The 19,777-nt window shown below is 69.9% G+C and carries 13 protein-coding genes; 4 read left to right on the forward strand and 9 right to left on the reverse strand.

The features are described from left to right. Window positions 1–11: 11 nt before the first annotated feature. From ACIRQH_RS19250 to ACIRQH_RS19280, 7 genes are all read right to left on the reverse strand, one after another. Window positions 12–1,769, reverse strand: coding sequence for a S8 family peptidase (locus tag ACIRQH_RS19250; RefSeq protein ID WP_404226637.1), 1,758 nt, complete (start codon window positions 1,767–1,769; stop codon window positions 12–14). A 355-nt stretch (window positions 1,770–2,124) separates the two neighbouring features. Continuing rightward, window positions 2,125–3,288: a PAC2 family protein gene (locus tag ACIRQH_RS19255; RefSeq protein WP_388868820.1), complete on the reverse strand. Its 1,164-nt coding sequence runs from the start codon at window positions 3,286–3,288 to the stop codon at window positions 2,125–2,127. Window positions 3,289–3,592: 304 nt separating this feature from the next. After that, a complete protein-coding gene (locus ACIRQH_RS19260; RefSeq protein ID WP_404226638.1) occupies window positions 3,593–4,264 on the reverse strand; it encodes a FadR/GntR family transcriptional regulator in 672 nt (223 codons plus the stop codon). A gap of 256 nt (window positions 4,265–4,520) precedes the next feature. Next, window positions 4,521–6,137: an FAD-dependent oxidoreductase gene (locus ACIRQH_RS19265; protein WP_388868816.1), complete on the reverse strand. Its 1,617-nt coding sequence runs from the start codon at window positions 6,135–6,137 to the stop codon at window positions 4,521–4,523. Between the two features lie 19 nt (window positions 6,138–6,156). Next, complete coding sequence (gene glpK, locus ACIRQH_RS19270) at window positions 6,157–7,695, reverse strand: glycerol kinase GlpK (RefSeq protein WP_358817110.1); 1,539 nt, start codon at window positions 7,693–7,695, stop codon at window positions 6,157–6,159. A 61-nt stretch (window positions 7,696–7,756) separates the two neighbouring features. Then, window positions 7,757–8,548, reverse strand: a complete 792-nt coding sequence (locus ACIRQH_RS19275) for an MIP/aquaporin family protein (RefSeq protein WP_358817111.1) — start codon at window positions 8,546–8,548, stop codon at window positions 7,757–7,759. Window positions 8,549–8,898: 350 nt separating this feature from the next. Beyond that, a complete protein-coding gene (locus ACIRQH_RS19280) occupies window positions 8,899–9,663 on the reverse strand; it encodes an IclR family transcriptional regulator (protein ID WP_081223503.1) in 765 nt (254 codons plus the stop codon). A 268-nt stretch (window positions 9,664–9,931) separates the two neighbouring features. Here ACIRQH_RS19280 and metH point away from each other — a divergent pair, with 268 nt between their 5' ends. The 4 genes from metH (at window position 9,932) to ACIRQH_RS19300 (ending at window position 18,020) form a co-directional block, all read left to right on the forward strand. Next, the gene (gene metH, locus ACIRQH_RS19285; RefSeq protein WP_358817112.1) at window positions 9,932–13,459 is read left to right on the forward strand and encodes a methionine synthase; all 3,528 of its coding nucleotides are present in this window, start codon (window positions 9,932–9,934) and stop codon (window positions 13,457–13,459) included. Window positions 13,460–13,599: 140 nt separating this feature from the next. Further along, window positions 13,600–14,301, forward strand: a complete 702-nt coding sequence (locus ACIRQH_RS19290) for an HAD family phosphatase (RefSeq protein WP_358817113.1) — start codon at window positions 13,600–13,602, stop codon at window positions 14,299–14,301. Window positions 14,302–14,765: 464 nt separating this feature from the next. Beyond that, the gene (locus ACIRQH_RS19295) at window positions 14,766–16,370 is read left to right on the forward strand and encodes an ABC transporter substrate-binding protein (protein WP_358817114.1); all 1,605 of its coding nucleotides are present in this window, start codon (window positions 14,766–14,768) and stop codon (window positions 16,368–16,370) included. Between the two features lie 69 nt (window positions 16,371–16,439). Continuing rightward, window positions 16,440–18,020: an ABC transporter substrate-binding protein gene (locus ACIRQH_RS19300; RefSeq protein WP_388868811.1), complete on the forward strand. Its 1,581-nt coding sequence runs from the start codon at window positions 16,440–16,442 to the stop codon at window positions 18,018–18,020. A 123-nt stretch (window positions 18,021–18,143) separates the two neighbouring features. Here the strand turns inward: ACIRQH_RS19300 and ACIRQH_RS19305 are convergent, their stop codons facing one another. Next, the gene (locus ACIRQH_RS19305; RefSeq protein WP_358817116.1) at window positions 18,144–18,815 is read right to left on the reverse strand and encodes a response regulator transcription factor; all 672 of its coding nucleotides are present in this window, start codon (window positions 18,813–18,815) and stop codon (window positions 18,144–18,146) included. A 14-nt stretch (window positions 18,816–18,829) separates the two neighbouring features. After that, window positions 18,830–19,774, reverse strand: a complete 945-nt coding sequence (locus ACIRQH_RS19310) for a RecB family exonuclease (protein WP_388868807.1) — start codon at window positions 19,772–19,774, stop codon at window positions 18,830–18,832. Window positions 19,775–19,777: the final 3 nt, after the last annotated feature.

The raw sequence follows: 19,777 nt of genomic DNA on the forward strand, positions 1-19,777 counted from the left end.
GGGCCGGGTCGTCAGCCGGTGACGACCAGGCCGACGATCTCGTCGTCCGAGAACCAGACGCGTACGTCGGGACGTCCACCGGCGAAGGCGGACTGCACCGCCTGCGTGATCTCGGGCGACGGGTGGGCGAGGTTGCGCCAGGCTCCGGAGACGTGGAGCCGGAGCCGCGGCGGGAGTTCGGGCGGGTACGGCAACAGCTCGGCCCAGTACCGCTCGGCCCGGCCGGAGCCGACCGCCTCCGGCAGCAGCCAGGTGACCGCCGCCCTGATGTCCGGCCGACTGCCGATCCGCTGGGACGCGGGCCGATCCGGCGCGTCCTGCTGCGGGGAGCCGGTGGCCCGCAGCACCGCGCGGGCACGCTCCGGGGACATCGGTGCCTGGCCGGCCGCCTTGAGCATGCCCTGCAGCGCGGCCAGGGCACCGACCACCACCGGGGAGGCGGAAGAGGTCCCGGAGAACGTGTCCGTGTACCAGGCGATCTCCTCGGCACCGCCCTGCAGGTCGCCGGGCCGGTCCCAGGAGCCGCCGGTCGTGGTGACCTCGCGCCCCCAGCCCTGGGTGTCCACGCGGGCGCCGTAGTTGGAGAACGCGAGCCGTGACCGGTCCGGGCCGTGGTCGCGGCCGTGGGTACCGGGCGGCGGTGCGCCGGCCCCGACGAGGATCGCCCCGGAGGACCGGTTGGAGGGGTTGAACGGGTTGCGCCACCACTCGGGGAACTCCGCGGGCCGCCGCTCGTACACGCCGTCGTCGAGTGATTCGGCGCCGTTGCCCGCGGCGGCCACCACGACGATGCCCCGGGCGGTCGCGTCCTGGACGGCGGCGAAGTTGTCCGGCCACCACTCCAGCGGGATGTAGCCCTCCTGGCTGTCCCGCTCCTCGAAGTCGAACCGGGGCCCGGGGGCGTGCAGTTCGATCAGGATGATGTCACCGGGGCTCAGCCGCTCCGCCGCCGCATGGATCGCCGCCGCCGTGCCGATGCCCTGGAAGGAGGCGGCGGCGGTCACGGCGTCCGGCGCGACACCGGTGATTCCGTGCTCGTCGCGGTCGCCGCCGATCACGCCGATCACAGCCGTACCGTGGTTGCGCCAGGCGAGGTCCGTGAGCGGCGTGCCGACGACCACGCCGGCGAGCTTGGACGCCAGGTCCTCGTGCCCGAGCTGCCAGGCGCCCTCCACGTCGATGACCGTGACGTTGTGGCCCGCGCCGCCCGGGCGCTGCCAGGCCCAGTACGCGTCGATGCCCTCCGGCGCCGGACGCAGGTAGCCCTGGCGACTGGTGAAGTCCGGGGTGACGGGCGCCCCCTCCTTGAGCCGCTGGCTGTCGTCGGCGCTCCGGCCGGTCCAGCTGGCCGCCGGTCCCGAGGCCGCGGAGGCCGGAACGGCGCCGGGCTTCACGTACGCCGTGTCGATCTCCGGGAGTGCTGCGATCCGGGAGCGCAGCTCCTGGGCGCGGCTCCGCACCCCGTGCACCCGGTAGAAGAGCGCGAGGTCGGGGCCGCTCCCGGTGCCCGTCGCGGTGGACTGCCGAAGGCGCTCCTCGCTGCCGAACAGTGGTTCCAGGGCGAGCTGTTCGTCGCTGAGGAACATGTTGAGGGCCGAGACGTCGGCGCCCGCCGCCGAGCGGACGCCCTCGGCCCCGGCGCGGAGCCTGGCCTCCGGACGTGCGACGACGATCAGCTCCTGCTCGGCTCCTCGGTAGGTGAATCCCGCTCCGTCGGGCCCCGGCCCGGACGTTCCCGGGCCCTGCGCCGGCTGTACCTGGTCGGTCATCGCGTACCGCTCCCTTCGATCCCTGGGGTGCCGGTCCCTGCGTGTGCTCCGCCGTGCCGTGGCGCTGTGCCTCGCGCTGCCGCCCCGATCAAGTCCCGTTGCCGGGCGGGGCCTTCGGGGCTCAACCTGGCACGCCCACGGCGCCCCGTCCACCCCGTCTTCGCCAACTTGGTTTGAAAACAAGTTGAATGGGGAAACCTGTGCAATCCGGCTGGAACCAGATGTCACGCCGTAATCAGGCCAAATGCTGGCGAGACGGATGTCATGTGCCGGGAGAGCAGCGGTCGTTGGCGACACGACTGAGGGGCGGGGCGCGTCGTGCGCGCCCCGCCCCTCAGTCGTGTCGGCCTGTCGCTCAGTCCTCGGAGGGGTCCGACGCGTCGGAGGATCCGGAGGTGTCGGAGGGGTCCGAGGTCTCCGGTGCGTCCGCCGCTCCCGACGGACTCGGGGAGTCCCCGGAGCCGGTCGCACGCCCCCGGGTGTCGGAGCGGCTCCCACCGGTCGCCTCGTCCGTCCCCCTGCGCGGCTCGGCGTCCGGCCCGCCGTCCTGTCCCGTGTCGGACTCGGGGCGCTGCGCCATCGGCGGCCTGCCTCGTCCGCCGGGCGTGCCGGGGGTGTCGCGGAGGTACGACTCGCCGCTCTCCGTCGCGTGGCCGCCGGGCCCGGCCGCCGGGCCGCCGCCGTCCCTGCGGCGCAGGTAGCGCTCGAACTCGCGCGCGATCGCCTCGCCGGACGCCTCGGGCAGCTCGGCGGTGTCGCGGGCCTCCTCCAGCGTCTGCACGTACTCGGCGACCTCGCTGTCCTCGGCGGCCAGCTGGTCGACCCCGAGCTGCCAGGCCCGTGCGTCCTCGGGCAGCTCACCCAGCGGGATCCGCAGGTCGATGAGGTCCTCCAGGCGGTTGAGGAGGGCCAGGGTCGCCTTCGGGTTGGGCGGCTGCGACACGTAGTGCGGTACGGCCGCCCACAGCGACACCGCCGGGACGCCCGCGTGGGTGCACGCCTCCTGGAGGATGCCGACGATGCCCGTGGGGCCCTCGTACTTGGTCTCCTCCAGGTCCATCGTGCGGGCCAGGTCGGCGTCCGAGGTGACGCCGCTGACCGGCACCGGACGGGTGTGCGGGGTGTCACCGAGCAGCGCGCCCATGATCACCACCAGCTCGACGCCCAGCTCGTGCGCGAAACCGAGCAGCTCGTTGCAGAACGAGCGCCAGCGCATCGACGGCTCGATGCCGCGGACCAGCACCAGGTCGCGGGGCTTCTCGCCGCCGACCCGGACCACCGACAGACGCGTCGTGGGCCAGGTGATCTTGCGGACGCCGCCGTCCAGCCAGACGGTGGGCCGGTTGACCTGGAAGTCGTAGTAGTCCTCGGCGTCCAGCGCCGCGAACACCTCGCCCTTCCATTCCTTGTCCAGGTGTGCGACCGCCGTGGAGGCGGCGTCGCCGGCGTCGTTCCAGCCCTCGAACGCGGCCACCATGACTGGGTCGATCAGCTCGGGAACCCCCTCCAGCTCGATCACCCAGCGCCTCCTTCCGATGTGCCCTCGCGTACGCACCAACCTTACGGCGTGCCGAGGGGCCCGCTGCAGCCCCCTCGCACGGGGGAGTGAACGGATCACTGCCCCGTCCGGGGCCCGGGAACACGCCGGACCGTGTCCCGGACGACCCGTCAGTCATCCGAGCTGTACACGGTCAACTCGCCCGAGCGGCCGGAACATTGCCCTCTGGCCGGTGCAAACGTCGGATGACGGTGAGAGGTCCGATGTCCGCGCGGCGGTCCGGGCACGCTTGGCGGGACGCGGGGCACGCATGACCGTGCCGTGCCTACAGCGTGGACCTGAGCCACTGCTCCACGCTGGCGATGTGCACGGTCGCCCAGGACCGGGCCGCCTCCGCGTCCCGGTCGCGCAGGGAGGCCAGGATGGCCCGGTGTTCGTGCAGGGTGCGGCTGACCGCGTCCTCCTGGGTGAGCCCCCGCCAGACCCGGGCCCGGGTGGTGGGCCCGGACAGGCCGTCGAGGAGCGAGCAGAGCACCGAGTTGCCCGCCGACCGGACGATGCCCCGATGGAAGTCCAGGTCGGCGGCGACGAGTTCCTCCACGGACGGCTCCGGGCCCAGCTTGTCCAACTGGTCCGCGAGCGCGCCCAGTTCCTGTTCGCCGATGCGGGTGGCCGCCATCGCCGTGGCCGCGGGCTCCAGGATGCGGCGCACCGCGAGGAACTCCAGGACCGTGTCGTCGCGGTGGAAGTCGACGACGAAGCTCAGCGCCTCCAGCAGGAGTTGCGGGTCCAGGCTCGTGACGTACGTGCCGTCGCCCTGGCGCACGTCCAGGATGCGGATGAGGGACAGGGCCCGGACGGCCTCCCGCAAGGAGTTGCGGGACAGCCCCAGGTCGGCCGCCAGCTCGCTCTCCTTGGGGAGCCGGTCGCCGGGACGCAGCGCGCCGGAGACGATCATTTCCTTGATCTTCTCGATCGCCTCGTCGGTGACTGCCATGGCGGGGCCTCCTGGTGGCTCAGGATGTCCCCTCAGACATCCGATGTCTCAGGGCCCATTATGCGGGGTGCGCCGGCCCGCCCGGAGAGCGTCCGGAGACGGTGGGGCGCCATCGCCCGAGGACAGGGATCTGTGAGCCGTGAGCCGTGAGCCCTGAGCCGTGAGCCGCGGGCCGCGGGCCCGACGGGAAGGACCCGGGCACGGGTGAGGGGCGGCACCCCCCGTGGGAGCCGCCCCTCACACCCGCCGCCGGCGCCTACTTCCGGTCGAGCAGGTCCTGCACGCGACCCCGGATGTCGTCCGTGGCCAGGCCGCGGACGGTGAGTGTCGTACGGCGGCGCAGCACGTCGTCCGCCGTCTCGGCCCACTCGTTGTCGCGGGCGTAGACGACCTGCGCCCAGATCTCCGGGGCGTCCGGGTGGACGCGCTCGGCGAGTTCCGGGTTCTCGTTCGCCAGGCGGGCGATGTCGAAGGCCAGCGAGCCGTAGTGGGTCGACAGGTGCCGGGCGGTGTCGGCGCCCATGCGGGGGCCGGGCGCCGGACCGTCCACCAGGAGGCGGTGCGCGACGGCGCGCGGGTTGGCGACGCCGGGCAGCGGCATCTTCTTCGGCAGCTCGGAGATCGGCTCGAAGTCCTCACCCAGCGGGTGCCCGGGCAGCGACTCCAGCTTCTTCATGACCGTACGGCCGATGTGCCGGAAGGTGGTCCACTTGCCGCCCGCGACGGACAGCATGCCGCCGCGGCCCTCCGTGACCACCGTCTCCCGCTTGGCCTTGGAGGTGTCACCGGGACCACCCGGCAGCACCCGCAGACCGGCGAAGGAGTACGTGATCAGGTCCCGGTCGAGCTGCTGGTCGCGGATGGAGAACGCGGCCTCGTCGAGGATCTGGGTTATGTCCTTGTCGTTGACCGCGACCTCGCCCGGGTCCCCCTCGTACTCCTCGTCGGTGGTGCCGAGCAGGAGCATGTCCTCCCAGGGGAGGGCGAAGGTGATGCGGTACTTGTCGATCGGGGTCGCGAGGGCGGCCTTCCACGGAGCGGTCCGCTTCAGGACCAGGTGCGCGCCCTTGGACAGCCGGATCGACGGGGCCGCGTTCGGGTCCTCCAGCTTGCGCAGGTGGTCGACCCACGGCCCGGTCGCGTTCAGCACCAGACGGGCGTCCACGCCGAACTCGTCACCGGACAGCCGGTCCCGCAGCTCGGCGCCGGTGACCCGGCCCCGGGTGAAGCGCAGTCCGGTGACCTCGGCGTGGTTGAGGACCGCGGCGCCGGACTCGACGGCCGCGCGGACCGTCATGAGCGCCATGCGCGAGTCGTTCATCTGGTCGTCGCCGTAGACGGCGACGGCCTTGAGGTTGTCGGTGCGCAGCTCGGGCACGTCCTGCGCGGCCTTGGCCGGGCTGAGCAGGTGGCCCACGCCGTCGCCGAACGCCGACAGGGCGGAGTAGGCGAAGACGCCCGCTCCGAGCTTCGCCGCGCCGTGCGGCCCGCCCTTGTACACGGGGAGGTAGAACGTGAGCGGATTCGCCAGGTGGGGAGCCACCTGACGGGAGACCGCACGGCGCTCGAAGTGGTTCTCCGCCACCAGCTTCACCGCGCCGGTCTGCAGATAACGCAGACCGCCGTGCAGAAGCTTGGAGGAGGCGGAGGAGGTGGCGCCGGCGAAGTCACCGGCGTCGACCAGAGCCACCCGCAACCCGGACTGCGCGGCGTGCCAGGCGGTCGAGATGCCCAGGATGCCACCACCGATCACGAGAAGGTCGTACGTCGCCTTGGAAAGCTGCTCCCGGGTCTCGGCACGGCTCGGATTGGAGCCGGAGGCCGGGTGCGTACCGAGGGCAGGCACGGACTGCAGGGTGGACTGGCTGGTCATTGCGGGTTCTTACTCCTCGTCAGTTCTCGTCTTCGATCCAGCCCATGGTCCGTTCGACGGCCTTGAGCCAGCTCTTGTACTCACGGTCGCGGACGTCCGCGGCCATGTTCGGGGTCCATTCCGCGGCCCGGCGCCAGTTGGCGCGCAGGTCCTCGGTGTTGGTCCAGAAGCCGACGGCCAGACCGGCGGCGTAGGCGGCGCCGAGGCAGGTGGTCTCGGCGACCATCGGACGCACCACGGGGGCGTCCAGGACGTCGGCCAGGGTCTGCATCAGCAGGTTGTTGGAGGTCATGCCGCCGTCGACCTTGAGCGCCGTGAGTTCGACGCCGGAGTCCTTGGTCATGGCGTCGCTGATCTCACGGGTCTGCCAGGCCGTGGCCTCCAGGACGGCGCGCGCGATGTGCGCCTTGGTGACGTACCGGGTGAGTCCGGCGATCACACCGCGGGCGTCGGGACGCCAGTACGGGGCGAACAGACCGGAGAAGGCCGGCACGAAGTAGGCGCCGCCGTTGTCCTCGACCGAGGACGCGAGCGTCTCGATCTCGGCGGCGGACTTGATCAGGCCCATCTGGTCGCGCATCCACTGCACCAGCGACCCGGTGACGGCGATGGAGCCTTCGAGCGCATAGACCGGCTGCTGGTCGCCGATCCGGTAGCCGACCGTGGTCAGCAGGCCCGAGTACGAGTTGATGATCTTGTCGCCGGTGTTCATCAGCATGAACGTGCCGGTGCCGTAGGTGGACTTGGCCTCACCCTCGGCGAAACAGGTCTGGCCGAACAGCGCCGCCTGCTGATCGCCGAGCGCGGAGGCGACCGGGATGCCGCCGAGCAGCTCGCCGAGCGGGCCTCCGGTGACCTCGCCGTACACCTCGGCGGAGGAACGGATCTCGGGCAGCATGGTCATGGGGACACCGATCGACTCGGCGATCTGCTCGTCCCAGGCCAGCGTGTGCAGGTTCATCAGCATGGTGCGCGACGCGTTGGTCACGTCGGTGACGTGCTTGCCGCCGTTCACGCCGCCGGTCAGGTTCCAGATGACCCAGCTGTCCATGGTGCCGAAGAGGATGTCCCCGGCCTCGGCGCGCTCGCGCAGGCCCTCGACGTTGTCCAGCAGCCAGCGGGCCTTGGGGCCGGCGAAGTACGAGGCGAGGGGCAGCCCGGTCTGGCGGCGGAAGCGGTCCTGGCCGACGTTGCGGCCCAGTTCGCGGCACAGCGCGTCGGTGCGGGTGTCCTGCCAGACGAGGGCGTTGTGGACCGGCTCACCGGTGTTCTTGTCCCAGAGCAGCGTGGTCTCGCGCTGGTTGGTGATGCCGATGGCCTTGATGTCGTCGCGGGTGATGCCGGCCTTGGAGATGGCTCCGGCGACGACCTCCTGGACGTTGGTCCAGATCTCGGTGGCGTCGTGCTCGACCCAGCCCGGCTTCGGGAAGATCTGCTCGTGCTCCTTCTGGTCGACGGAGACGATGCGTCCGTCGCGGTCGAAGACGATGCAGCGCGAGGAGGTGGTGCCCTGGTCGATCGCTGCGATGAAGGGCCCGGCGGTGTGGGCGTCGGTCACGGTGTGCTCCGTAGCTCTCGGGTGTCGTTCTCAGGCGTGATGGCGAGTGACGGCCGTCGTGTCACTTGAAGGCGATGTTGTACAGGCCGCCGGCTATGGCACCGCCGATGAGCGGGCCGACCACCGGTATCCAGGCGTAGCTCCAGTCCGAGCCGCCCTTGTTGGGCAGCGGCAGCAGGGCGTGGACGATGCGCGGACCCAGGTCGCGGACCGGGTTGATGGCGTAGCCGGTCGGTCCGCCGAGCGAGAGACCGATACCCACGACGACCAGCGCGGTCACCATGGCGCCGAGGACGCCGAGTCCGTTGCCGTTGTCGTTCAGGCCCTGGGTGAGGATCGCGAGGACGAGGACGACGGTGGCGATGATCTCCGTCGCGAGGTTCTGCACCGCGTTGCGGATCTCGGGGCCGGTGGAGAAGACCCCGAGCACCGGGCCGGCCTTCGGCGCGGTCTTCTGGTCGACCAGGCCTTCCTCGGCCGGCTGTTCGGCGAGGATCTCCGGGTCGGTGAGATGCGCCTGGAACTGTCCGTAGTACGTGATCCAGACCAGGACGGCGCCGATCATCGCGCCGAGGAGCTGGGAACCGAGGTAGAGCGGGACATCGCTCCACTTGGTGCCGCCCTCGATCGCGAGACCGATGGTCACCGCCGGGTTCAGGTGGGCGCCGGAGACTCCGCCCGCGAGATACGCGCCGGTCAGGACCGCGAAGCCCCAGCCGAACGTGATCGCGAGCCAGCCGGCGTTCTGCGCCTTCGAGCGCTTGAGAGTGACGGCGGCGCACACGCCGCCGCCGAGCAGTACGAGTACGGCGGTACCTATGGTCTCGCCGATGAAGATGTCGGAGCTGGACACCCGCGACTCCTTTGTCCTTCGTCCAGGGGAAGCCGAACCCCGGGTCCCACCGGTGGTTCGTGCTCTCGGGAAGTGAGAGCGGTGTCGGCCCTGGCATTGCCACACTCTAACTCTTATTGCCGGTAACTGTTCGACAATGCCGACCGATGGACGGGAGTCTTGCTCTCGCGTTACCAGCTCGTCAAGAGTCCTGTTATCGAAAACACGATCGTTATTGATTGCTGTGTGCTATCGATGCGCGGTCGGCCGTCCTCGCGCCGGCGAGCGCCCGGCCCGGGGCACGGCGAAGGCCGGGAAGCATTCCGCTTCCCGGCCTCGTCCCGTACGAACCTCCCGCGGCGCCCCGCGCCTCAGAACCGCCCGGCGCCCAGGTCCCGCGACACCGCGCGGGCGCAGTCCCGGACCGCGGCGATCAGGTCCGGGCGCAGCTCCCCGTCCTGGCAGACCCGCTCCACGGCCCCGGTGATGCCCACCGCGCCGACCGGCATCCGCCGCCGGTTGTGGATCGGGGCGGCGACGGAGGCCACGCCCGTCCAGGTCTCCTCGACGTCCGCGGCGTACCCGCGCGCGCGGGTGATGTCGAGGACCCCCTCGAACTGGTCCAGCGCGCTGACCGTCCGCGGGGTGAACGCGGTGCGCTCGACCTCCAGGACCTCGCTGTGCGCGACCGGGTCGTACGCCGAGAGCACCTTGCCGAGGGCGGTCGAGTGCAGCGGCTGCATCGCCCCCACCTCCAGGACCTGGCGGCTGTCGTCGGGCCGGAAGACGTGGTGCACGATCAGGACGCCCTGCTGGTGCAGCACGCCCAGATAGACGCTCTCGCCGCTGGAACGGGCCAGGTCGTCGGTCCACACCAGGGCGCGCGCCCGCAGTTCGTGCACGTCGAGATAGGTGGTGCCGAGGCGCAGCAGTTCGGCGCCCAGCTGGTAGCGCCCGGAGGCCGGGTCCTGCTCCACGAACCCCTCCTGCTGGAGGGTGCGCAGGATGCCGTGGGCCGTACCCTTGGCCAGGCCCAGCGAGGAGGCGATGTCCGACAGGCCGAGCTGGCGCTCGCCGCCCGCGAGCAGCCGCAGCATCGCCGCCGCCCGTTCGAGCGACTGGATGTTCCGTGCCATCGCCGTGCTGCCTCCGTCCCCTTCGACCGTCGGCATGCGCCTGACCGCCACCGTTCGGCAATGTCGAACACTACCGGTCGTAGCCGGGCTCTCGCCAATGGGTGGTCGCCACATGTTTCGCCTTCTCCACACCTTCGTCACCCGCGCCACGCCCGTCCGTCCAATGGACGCCCACGACCGTTCTCCGGTGCTCCGGGCTACGCTGACGGCGTGCGCCTTCCACGAGAAGCGCAAAGCCGACAGCCGTCGCACTCCAGGGAGCACCTTCATGGCCTCGTTGCCGACCCCGTCCCTTTCGTCCGGTCCCGAGGAGGGCCGCAGGCGAACCGACGCACTCCGAGAGGCGCTCGCCACCCGTGTGGTGGTGGCCGACGGTGCCATGGGCACGATGCTCCAGGCACAGGACCCGACGCTCGACGACTTCGAGAACCTCGAAGGCTGCAACGAGATCCTGAACGTCACCCGTCCGGACATCGTCCGCTCCGTCCACGAGGCGTACTTCGAGGTCGGTGTCGACTGCGTCGAGACGAACACCTTCGGCGCGAACCACTCGGCGCTGGCCGAGTACGACATCCCGGACCGCGTCCACGAACTGTCCGAGGCCGGCGCCCGGCTCGCCCGCGAGGTCGCCGACGAGTTCGGCGCCCGTGACGGCCGCCAGCGCTGGGTCCTCGGTTCCATCGGCCCCGGCACCAAGCTGCCGACCCTCGGCCACGTCGCGTACGGCACCCTGCGTGACGGCTTCCAGGCCAACGTGGAGGGACTGCTCGCCGGCGGCGCCGACGCCCTGATCGTCGAGACCACCCAGGACCTGCTCCAGACGAAGTCCTCGATCCTCGGCGCGCACCGCGCGATGGAGGCGACCGGCGTCCAGGTGCCGCTCCTGGTCTCGATGGCCTTCGAGACGACCGGCACCATGCTGCTGGGCTCCGAGATCGGCGCCGCGCTGACCGCGCTGGAGCCGCTCGGCATCGACATGATCGGCCTCAACTGCTCGACCGGCCCCGCCGAGATGAGCGAGCACCTGCGCTACCTCACCCGGCACTCCCGCATCCCGCTGCTCTGCATGCCGAACGCCGGCCTGCCCGTCCTGACGAAGGACGGCGCCCACTTCCCGCTCGACGCGAAGGGCCTGGCGGACGCCCAGGAGAACTTCGTACGCGACTACGGCCTGTCCCTGGTCGGCGGCTGCTGCGGTACGACGCCGGAGCATCTGCGGCAGTTGGTGGAGCGCGTCAACGGAGTGGCGCCCGGCGAGCGCAGCCCGCGCCCCGAGCCCGGTGCCGCCTCGCTCTACCAGACCGTCCCGTTCCGCCAGGACACCGCCTACATGGCGATCGGCGAGCGCACCAACGCCAACGGCTCGAAGAAGTTCCGCGACGCCATGCTGGAAGGCCGCTGGGACGACTGCGTGGAGATGGCCCGCGACCAGATCCGCGAGGGCGCGCACATGCTCGACCTGTGCGTCGACTACGTCGGCCGCGACGGCGTCACCGACATGGACGAACTGGCGGGACGCTTCGCCACCGCCTCGACGCTGCCGATCGTCCTCGACTCCACCGAGGTCCCGGTGATCCGCGCGGGCCTGGAGCGGCTCGGTGGCCGCGCGGTCATCAACTCGGTCAACTACGAGGACGGCGACGGCCCCGAGTCCCGGTTCGCGAAGGTCACGCAGCTCGCCCGGGAGCACGGCGCCGCGCTGATCGCGCTGACCATCGACGAGGAGGGCCAGGCCCGCACCGTCGAGACCAAGGTCGCCATCGCCGAACGGCTCATCGAGGACCTGACGGGCAACTGGGGCATCCACGAGTCCGACATCCTCATCGACACCCTCACCTTCACGATCTGCACCGGCCAGGAGGAGTCCCGCAAGGACGGCATCGCGACGATCGAGGCGATCCGCGAGCTGAAGCGCCGCCGCCCGGACGTCCAGACCACGCTCGGCCTGTCCAACATCTCCTTCGGCCTCAACCCGGCCGCCCGCATCCTGCTCAACTCGGTGTTCCTGGACGAGTGCGTCAAGGCCGGCCTCGACTCGGCGATCGTGCACGCCTCCAAGATCCTTCCGATCGCCCGGTTCAGCGAGGAGGAGGTGACCACCGCCCTCGACCTGATCCACGACCGCCGCGCCGAGGGCTACGACCCGCTGCAGAAGCTGATGGCGTTGTTCGAGGGCGCCACCACCAAGTCCCTCAAGGCGGGCAAGGCCGAGGAACTGGCCGCGCTGCCCCTGGACGAGCGCCTCAAGCGACGGATCATCGACGGCGAGAAGAACGGCCTGGAGGCAGACCTGGAAACGGCGCTCCAGGACCGCCCCGCCCTCGACATCGTCAACGCGACCCTCCTGGACGGCATGAAGGTCGTCGGCGAGCTGTTCGGTTCCGGCCAGATGCAGCTGCCGTTCGTGCTCCAGTCCGCCGAGGTCATGAAGACGGCCGTGGCCTTCCTCGAACCGCACATGGAGAAGTCGGACGCGGAGGGCAAGGGCACCATCGTCCTCGCGACCGTGCGCGGCGACGTCCACGACATCGGCAAGAACCTGGTCGACATCATCCTGTCGAACAACGGCTACAACGTCGTCAACCTCGGCATCAAGCAGCCGGTCTCCGCGATCCTGGACGCCGCCCAGGAGCACCGGGCCGACGTCATCGGCATGTCCGGGCTCCTGGTCAAGTCCACGGTGATCATGAAGGAGAACCTGGAGGAGCTGAACCAGCGCGGTCTGTCCGCCGACTACCCGGTGATCCTCGGCGGCGCCGCCCTGACCCGGGCCTACGTCGAACAGGACCTCTACGAGATCTACCAGGGCGAGGTCCGCTACGCGCGGGACGCCTTCGAGGGCCTGCGCCTGATGGACGCGCTGATCGGCGTCAAGCGCGGTGTGCCCGGCGCGGTGCTGCCCGAGCTGAAGCAGCGCCGGGTGCGGGCCGCGGCGGACACGGTGGTCGAGGAACGTCCCGAAGAGGGCCACGTCCGCTCCGACGTCTCCACCGACAACCCCGTACCGACCCCGCCCTTCGCGGGCACCCGCGTCATCAAGGGCATCCAGCTCAAGGAGTACGCCTCCTGGCTGGACGAGGGCGCCCTGTTCAAGGGGCAGTGGGGCCTCAAGCAGGCGCGTGCCGGGGACGGCCCGACGTACGAGGAACTGGTCGAGACCGAGGGCCGGCCGCGGCTGCGCGGACTGCTGGACCGGCTCCAGACCGACAACCTGCTGGAAGCGGCCGTCGTCTACGGCTACTTCCCGTGCGTGTCCAAGGACGACGACCTGATCATCCTGGACGAGCGGGGCAACGAGCGGACCCGCTTCAGCTTCCCGCGCCAGCGCCGCGGCCGCCGGCTGTGCCTGGCCGACTTCTTCCGCCCGGAGGAGTCGGGGGAGACCGACGTCGTCGGCTTCCAGGTCGTCACGGTCGGCTCCCGCATCGGCGAGGAGACCGCCAAGCTCTTCGAGGCCAACGCCTACCGCGACTACCTCGAACTGCACGGACTGTCCGTGCAGCTGGCCGAGGCGCTCGCCGAGTACTGGCACGCGCGCGTGCGCTCCGAACTGGGCTTCGCGGGGGAGGACCCGGGCGAGATCGAGGACATGTTCGCCCTGAAGTACCGCGGCGCGCGCTTCTCGCTCGGCTACGGGGCCTGCCCCAACCTGGAGGACCGCGCCAAGATCGCGGACCTGCTGCAGCCCGAGCGGATCGGCGTCCACCTCTCCGAGGAGTTCCAGCTCCACCCCGAGCAGTCCACCGACGCGATCGTGATCCACCACCCGGAGGCGAAGTACTTCAACGCACGGTGAGCGCCCCGACGCGCTGCGACGCGAGTCGCCGGGCACACTGATCGGATAAGTCGTACACTGGTCGGTCCACCGCAGGCCGGTTGTCCCTTGCACGAAAAAGGGGCGACCGGCCTGATCGTCCCTCAAGGAGGTGCGCCAGGATGACCAGTACGGTCCCCGCGCTCGGAACCCGTACGGCCGAAGGCTCCGCCCTGCAGGCCGTTCTCCTCGACATGGACGGAACCCTGGTCGACACCGAGGGATTCTGGTGGGACGTGGAGGTCGAGGTCTTCAAGGCCCTCGGACACGTCCTGGACGAGTCCTGGCGCCATGTCGTGGTCGGCGGCCCCATGACCCGCAGCGCTGGCTTCCTCATCGAGGCCACCGGTGCCGACATCACCCTCGCCGAGCTGTCCGTGCTGCTCAACGACGGTTTCGAGACGCTGATCGGCCGCTCGCTGCCGATGATGCCCGGCGCGACCAGACTCCTCGCCGAACTGGCCGCCCACGAGATCCCCACGGCCCTGGTCTCCGCCTCGCACCGGCGGATCATCGACCGCGTCCTCGGCTCGATCGGCGCCCACTTCTTCACCCTGACCGTGGCGGGCGACGAGGTGGAAAGGACCAAGCCGTTCCCCGACCCCTATCTGCTCGCCGCCGCCCGGCTCGGCGCGGAACCGGGTCGCTGTGCCGTCATCGAGGACACCGCGACCGGTGTCGCCGCGGCCGAGGCCGCCGGCTGCCACGTGGTCGCCGTCCCCTCCGTCGCCCCCATCGAGCCCGCGTGGCGGCGCACGGTGGTCACGTCCCTGGAAGAAGTCGATCTGCCCTTTCTGCACGGGCTGATGACGGAAAAGAACTGACCCTTCACCGAGAGTGCGTCATCGGATCACTCAGTGTGCGGTGCCGAATACCGGAAATGACCTGACGGTTTCCCTGTGGTAACCGCGGGCGAGGGCTCCCCGGAATACGCAATCGGGCGGATGGCTGAATTCCGGTACTCTCCAACCGAGTTGACACTGTGACGTTCGTCACTGAACGGGGGGTCGACAGGGGGACCGACTTGTGTGTTGACCCCCCATTCGTGCGGGCCCGGCGCACCCTTGTGTCCCGATTGATGGAACGCTGCACGAATCCTTCCCGTGTCGGGTTATCGGTGCGTCCGCGCCCGGTTTCGCAGCGTGAGCGCACCGCAACTCCGGTGACTGCGGGCCGTCCTGGCGGTGCGGACTAATGTCATCGCGAGAACGTCGCCGTAACCCCGTGACCCGCCGCACCACCCCTGCATGCCGGCTCGCGGAAACTACAGCTCTGGAGAAACTCGAGCATGAACCGCAAGACTTTGGTGCTGCCGGCCGTGGTCGGTCTGCTCGCCCCGGTGCTCGCTGCGTGTGGTGGGTCCGACAGCGGGAGCAGCAGTGGCGATGCCATCGTTGTCGGCACCACGGACCGGTTCACCGCGTCGAAGGACGCCCCGGCTCCGTTCGACCCGGCGTACGCCTACGACGTCGGCACGTGGAACGTGCTGCGGCAGACCGTGCAGACGCTGATGATCCAGCCGCGCGGCGACGGCGAGCCCGAGCCCGAGGCCGCGGAGAAGTGCGGGTTCAGCGACAGCGGCAACGAGCGTTACTCGTGCACGCTGCGCGAGGGTCTGAAGTTCTCCAACGGTGACGCGGTCACCGCCAAGGACGTCAAGTTCTCCATCGACCGTGCGCGCGCCATCAAGGCCGACAGTGGTGTGTTCGCCCTGCTGTCCACCATCGACACGGTCGAGACGCAGGGCGACCGTCAGGTGATCTTCCACCTCAAGAGCGCGGACGCGACCTTCCCGTTCAAGCTGTCGACCCCCGTCGCCGGCATCGTGAACCCGAAGGACTACGAGAAGGGCAAGCTGCGCGACGGCTTCTCCGTCGACGGCTCCGGTCCCTACACCCTGGAGTCCGAGGTCAAGGACGACGCGGTCGTCAAGGCCGTCTTCAGCAAGAACCCGAACTACAAGGGTCAGCTGAAGGTGAAGAACTCCAAGGTCGAGATGCGCTCGTTCGCGGACGCCGACGCGATGGGAACCGCTCTCGAAAAGGGCGACATCGACCTGATGACCCGTTCGATGACGCCCACGCAGATCACCAAGCTGTCCAACGCCGCGGGCGGCAATGTCAACCTGAACGAGATGCCCGGTCTCGAGATCCGCTACCTGGCCTTCAACACCAACGCCCCGTCGGTGAAGGACAAGGCCGTCCGCCAGGCCATGGCGCAGGTCATCGACCGCGGTGAGCTCGTCGCCAAGGTCTACGGAACGCAGGCCGAGCCGCTCTACTCGATGGTCCCCGCGACCATCACCGGCCACTCCAACGCCTTCTTCAACAAGTACGGCGACCCGAGTGTCAGCCGCGCCAGGACCGCGCTGAACAAGGCCGGCATCACCTCGCCGGTCAAGGTCACCCTGCACTACACGACCGACCACTACGGCTCGATCACCAAGCAGGAGTTCGAGATCCTGAAGAAGCAGCTCAACGCGAGCGGCCTCTTCGACGTCAGCATCCAGGGCACCACCTGGGACAAGTTCGTCCCGGCCGAGCGCGCCAACGACTACGACGTGTGGGGCATGGGCTGGTTCCCCGACTTCCCCGACGCCGACAACTACCTGGCGCCGTTCCTCGACAAGGACAACTTCCTCAAGTCGCCCTACTCGAACAGCGACATCATCAACAACCTGATCCCGGAGTCCCGCCGCGAGGCCGACCGCCTCACCGCGTCGAAGAGCCTCACGCAGATCCAGGACATCGTCGCCGACGACGTGCCGCTGATCCCGCTCTGGCAGGGCAAGCAGTACATCGCCGCGCGCGACGACATCACGGGCTCGGAGTGGGCCCTCAACTCCTCCTCCACGCTTCAGCTGTGGGAGCTCGGCCGCGGTGTGAGCGGCTGACCGACCGATCCGACCCGGGGCCCTTCGCGGGCCCCGGGTGCACCAGTTCCAACGACAAGGCACTTGCACGTGAACATGCGCAACCAGTGGCCAGTCCTGCCGATCGTGGCGGGGCTGGCCTCCGGCCTGTTGACCGGATGCGGCTCGGACACGGGCGATTCCGGGAGCGACGGCTCCTCCGTGGTGATGGGGATGTCCGACGACGTCCTCGCCACCGACCCCGCCTCCGGCTACGACCCAGGATCGTGGCTGCTGTTCAACAACGTCTTCCAGTCGCTGTTGAGCTTCCCCAAGGGCGGTACCGAGCCCGAGCCCGAAGCGGCCGAGGAGTGCGCGTTCACGGACACCGGGACCAAGGTGTACAAGTGCACGCTCCAGGACGGTCTGAAGTTCAGCAACGGTGACCCGCTCACCTCGGCCGACGTGAAGTACTCCTTCGACCGCACGATGAAGATCGACGACTCCGCCGGTCCGGCCATCATGTTCCCGATGCTCGACTCGGTCGCGGCGCCCGACGCCAAGACCGTCGTCTTCCGCCTCAAGTACGCCGACGCCACCTTCCCGAGCAAGATCGCCTCCGGCGCCGGCTCGATCGTGGACCACCGGGAGTACGCCACCAACGGCCTCCGCAAGGACCACAAGGCGGTCGGCTCCGGCCCGTACCAGCTCGACTCGTTCGGCGACGACCGGGCGGTCTTCTCGGTCAACCCGCACTACAAGGGCACCGCGGAGGTCCAGAACTCCGGCGTCACGCTGAGGTTCTTCCACGGCGACCAGAAGGCCCTGAAGGACGCCGTCCTGAAGAAGCAGGTCGACGTCGCCTACCGAGGCCTCGCCGCCGACGACATCGCCGAGATCGAGAACGACTCCGCGAACAGTGGCATCAACGTCGTCGAGGGCAACAGCGCCGAGGTCCAGCACCTGGTCTTCAACATGAACGACCCGGTCGCCGGCAGGCTCGGTGTGCGCAAGGCCATCGCCTACCTCCTGGATCGCGACGCCCTCGTCGACGACGTCTACGAGGACACGGCCACCCCGCTGTACTCGATCATCCCGACCGGCATCACCGGCCACAGCACGTCCTTCTTCGATACCTACGGCGCCCGTCCCTCGCCGTCCAAGGCCGAGGCCGCCCTGCGCGACGAGGGCATCACCGGCAAGGTGAAGATCACCCTCTGGTCGACCCCCTCGCGCTACGGTCCCTCCACGGACCAGGAGTTCAAGGCGATCGCCAAGCAGCTCAACACCAGCGGACTGTTCGACGCGACCGTGAAGTCCGTCGCCTACGACCAGTACGAGAAGGACATCGCCCGCGGCAAGTACGGCGTGTACGTGAAGGGCTGGGTGCCCGACTACCCGGACCCGGACAACTTCACGGCCCCGTTCTTCGGCAAGGGCAACGTGCTGGGCAACAACTTCACCAACAGCACGATCACCGGCAGCCTCATCCCGAAGACGGCCGCCGAGAGCGACCGCTCCTCGACCGACGGCTCCTACGGCAAGCTCCAGGACCTGGTCGCCGAGGACCTGCCGATCATCCCGATCTGGCAGGCCAAGCAGTACGCCGTGGCGGGCGACGACATCTACGGCCTCGAGTACTGCCTCGACGCCTCGACCGTGTTCCGCTTCTGGGAGATCAAGAAGGGCTGACCTCGGTCCGACGCCGTACGCGAAGGGCGCCCGTTCCCTGTGGAACGGGCGCCCTTCGTGCTGTCCGAGCCCTCGCGTCCGCGGCCGTGCCGGCATGCGGTGCGAGCGGTCGAGCGGGAGAGGTCACTGCGCCCCGGGGCGCACCAGGCCGCTCTCGTACGCGTACACCGCGGCCTGCACCCGGTCGCGCAGCCCCAGCTTCGTCAGGACGTGCCCCACATGCGTCTTGACCGTGGTCTCGCTGACGAAGAGGTCGGCCGCGATCTCCGCGTTCGACAGGCCGCGCGCGACCAGCTTCAGCACCTCGACCTCACGGTCCGTCAGCGTGTGCAGGGTGTCCGGCACCGGCTCCTCGCCGGACGGCAGATGCCCCGCGTACTTGTCGAGCAGCCGGCGGGTGATGCTCGGCGCGAGCATCGCCTCGCCGCCCGCCACCACCCGGATCGCCTGCACCAGTTCGTTGGCCGGCGCGTCCTTGAGGAGGAAGCCGCTGGCGCCCGCGCGCAGCGCCTCCACCACGTACTCGTCGAGGTCGAAGGTCGTCAGGACGAGCACCTTCGCCGGACCGTCCCGGCCGGGGCCGGTGATCTGCCGGGTCGCCTCGACACCGTCCATCCGCGGCATGCGGATGTCCATGAGAACCACATCGGGTTGCAGCGCACGCACCTGATCGAGTGCCTGGAGACCGTCACCGGCCTCGCCGACGACCGCGAGATCCGGCTCCGCCTCCAGAATCATCCGGAAGCCGGTGCGCAGCAGCGGCTGGTCGTCGACCAGTAGGACGCGGATGGCCACGTAAGTCTCCTTCGCTAGTCCGGCCCCATTCTGCCCTGCTCGACGGGACTCGACTCGGGCGCCCTGACCGCGAGCGGATACGGCGGGGGAGTACCGCCGAATTCCGGGCACACCGCCTGGTGGTCGCACCAGCCGCAGAGCTTGGTGGGGCGCGGCCGCCACTCGCCCGTCTCCGTCGCCAGCCGGATCGCCTCCCACAGCGCGAGCAGCTTGCGCTCCACCCGCTCCAGGTCGGCGATCACCGGGTCGTACGTCACCACGTCACCGCTGCCCAGATACACGAGCTGAAGACGGCGCGGGACCACCTGCTTCAGCCGCCACACCACCAGCGCGTAGAACTTCATCTGGAACAGGGCGCCCTCGGCGTACTCCGGACGGGGCGCCTTTCCCGTCTTGTAGTCGACGATCCGGACCTCGCCCGTCGGCGCGACGTCGACCCGGTCGATGATGCCGCGCAGGGTGAGGCCGGAATCGAGCCGCGCCTCGACGAACAGCTCCCGCTCGGCCGGCTCCAGCCGGGACGGGTCCTCCAGCGTGAACCACCGCTCCACGAGCTGCTCGGCCTCGGTGAGCCAGCGCGCGAGCCGCTCGCCCTCCGGGTCGTCGGCGAACAGCTCCACGACCTCCGGGCGCGTCTCGCGCAGCCGGTCCCACTGGCCGGGGATCAGCGACTTGGCACGGGGCGCGGTCCGGTCCGCGGCCGGCGCGTCGAACAGCCGCTCCAGCACCGCGTGCACCAGGGTGCCTCTGGTCGCCGCCGCGCTCGGCTTCTCGGGCAGCTTGTCGATCACCCGGAAGCGGTACAGCAGCGGACACTGCATGAAGTCACTGGCACGCGAGGGCGACAGCGAGGCGGGCGCGCGGGCGACCGCCGGGGCCGGTCCGTCGGCGACGGGCACGACGGCCTCGCCGGCCGCGGCCACTTCTTCGGGCGCGGCGCCCTCGGTGCTCGTTTCCATGAC

Source organism: Streptomyces sp. NPDC102279, from assembly GCF_044766365.1.
In the GTDB taxonomy this organism is placed as follows: Bacteria; Actinomycetota; Actinomycetes; order Streptomycetales; family Streptomycetaceae; genus Streptomyces.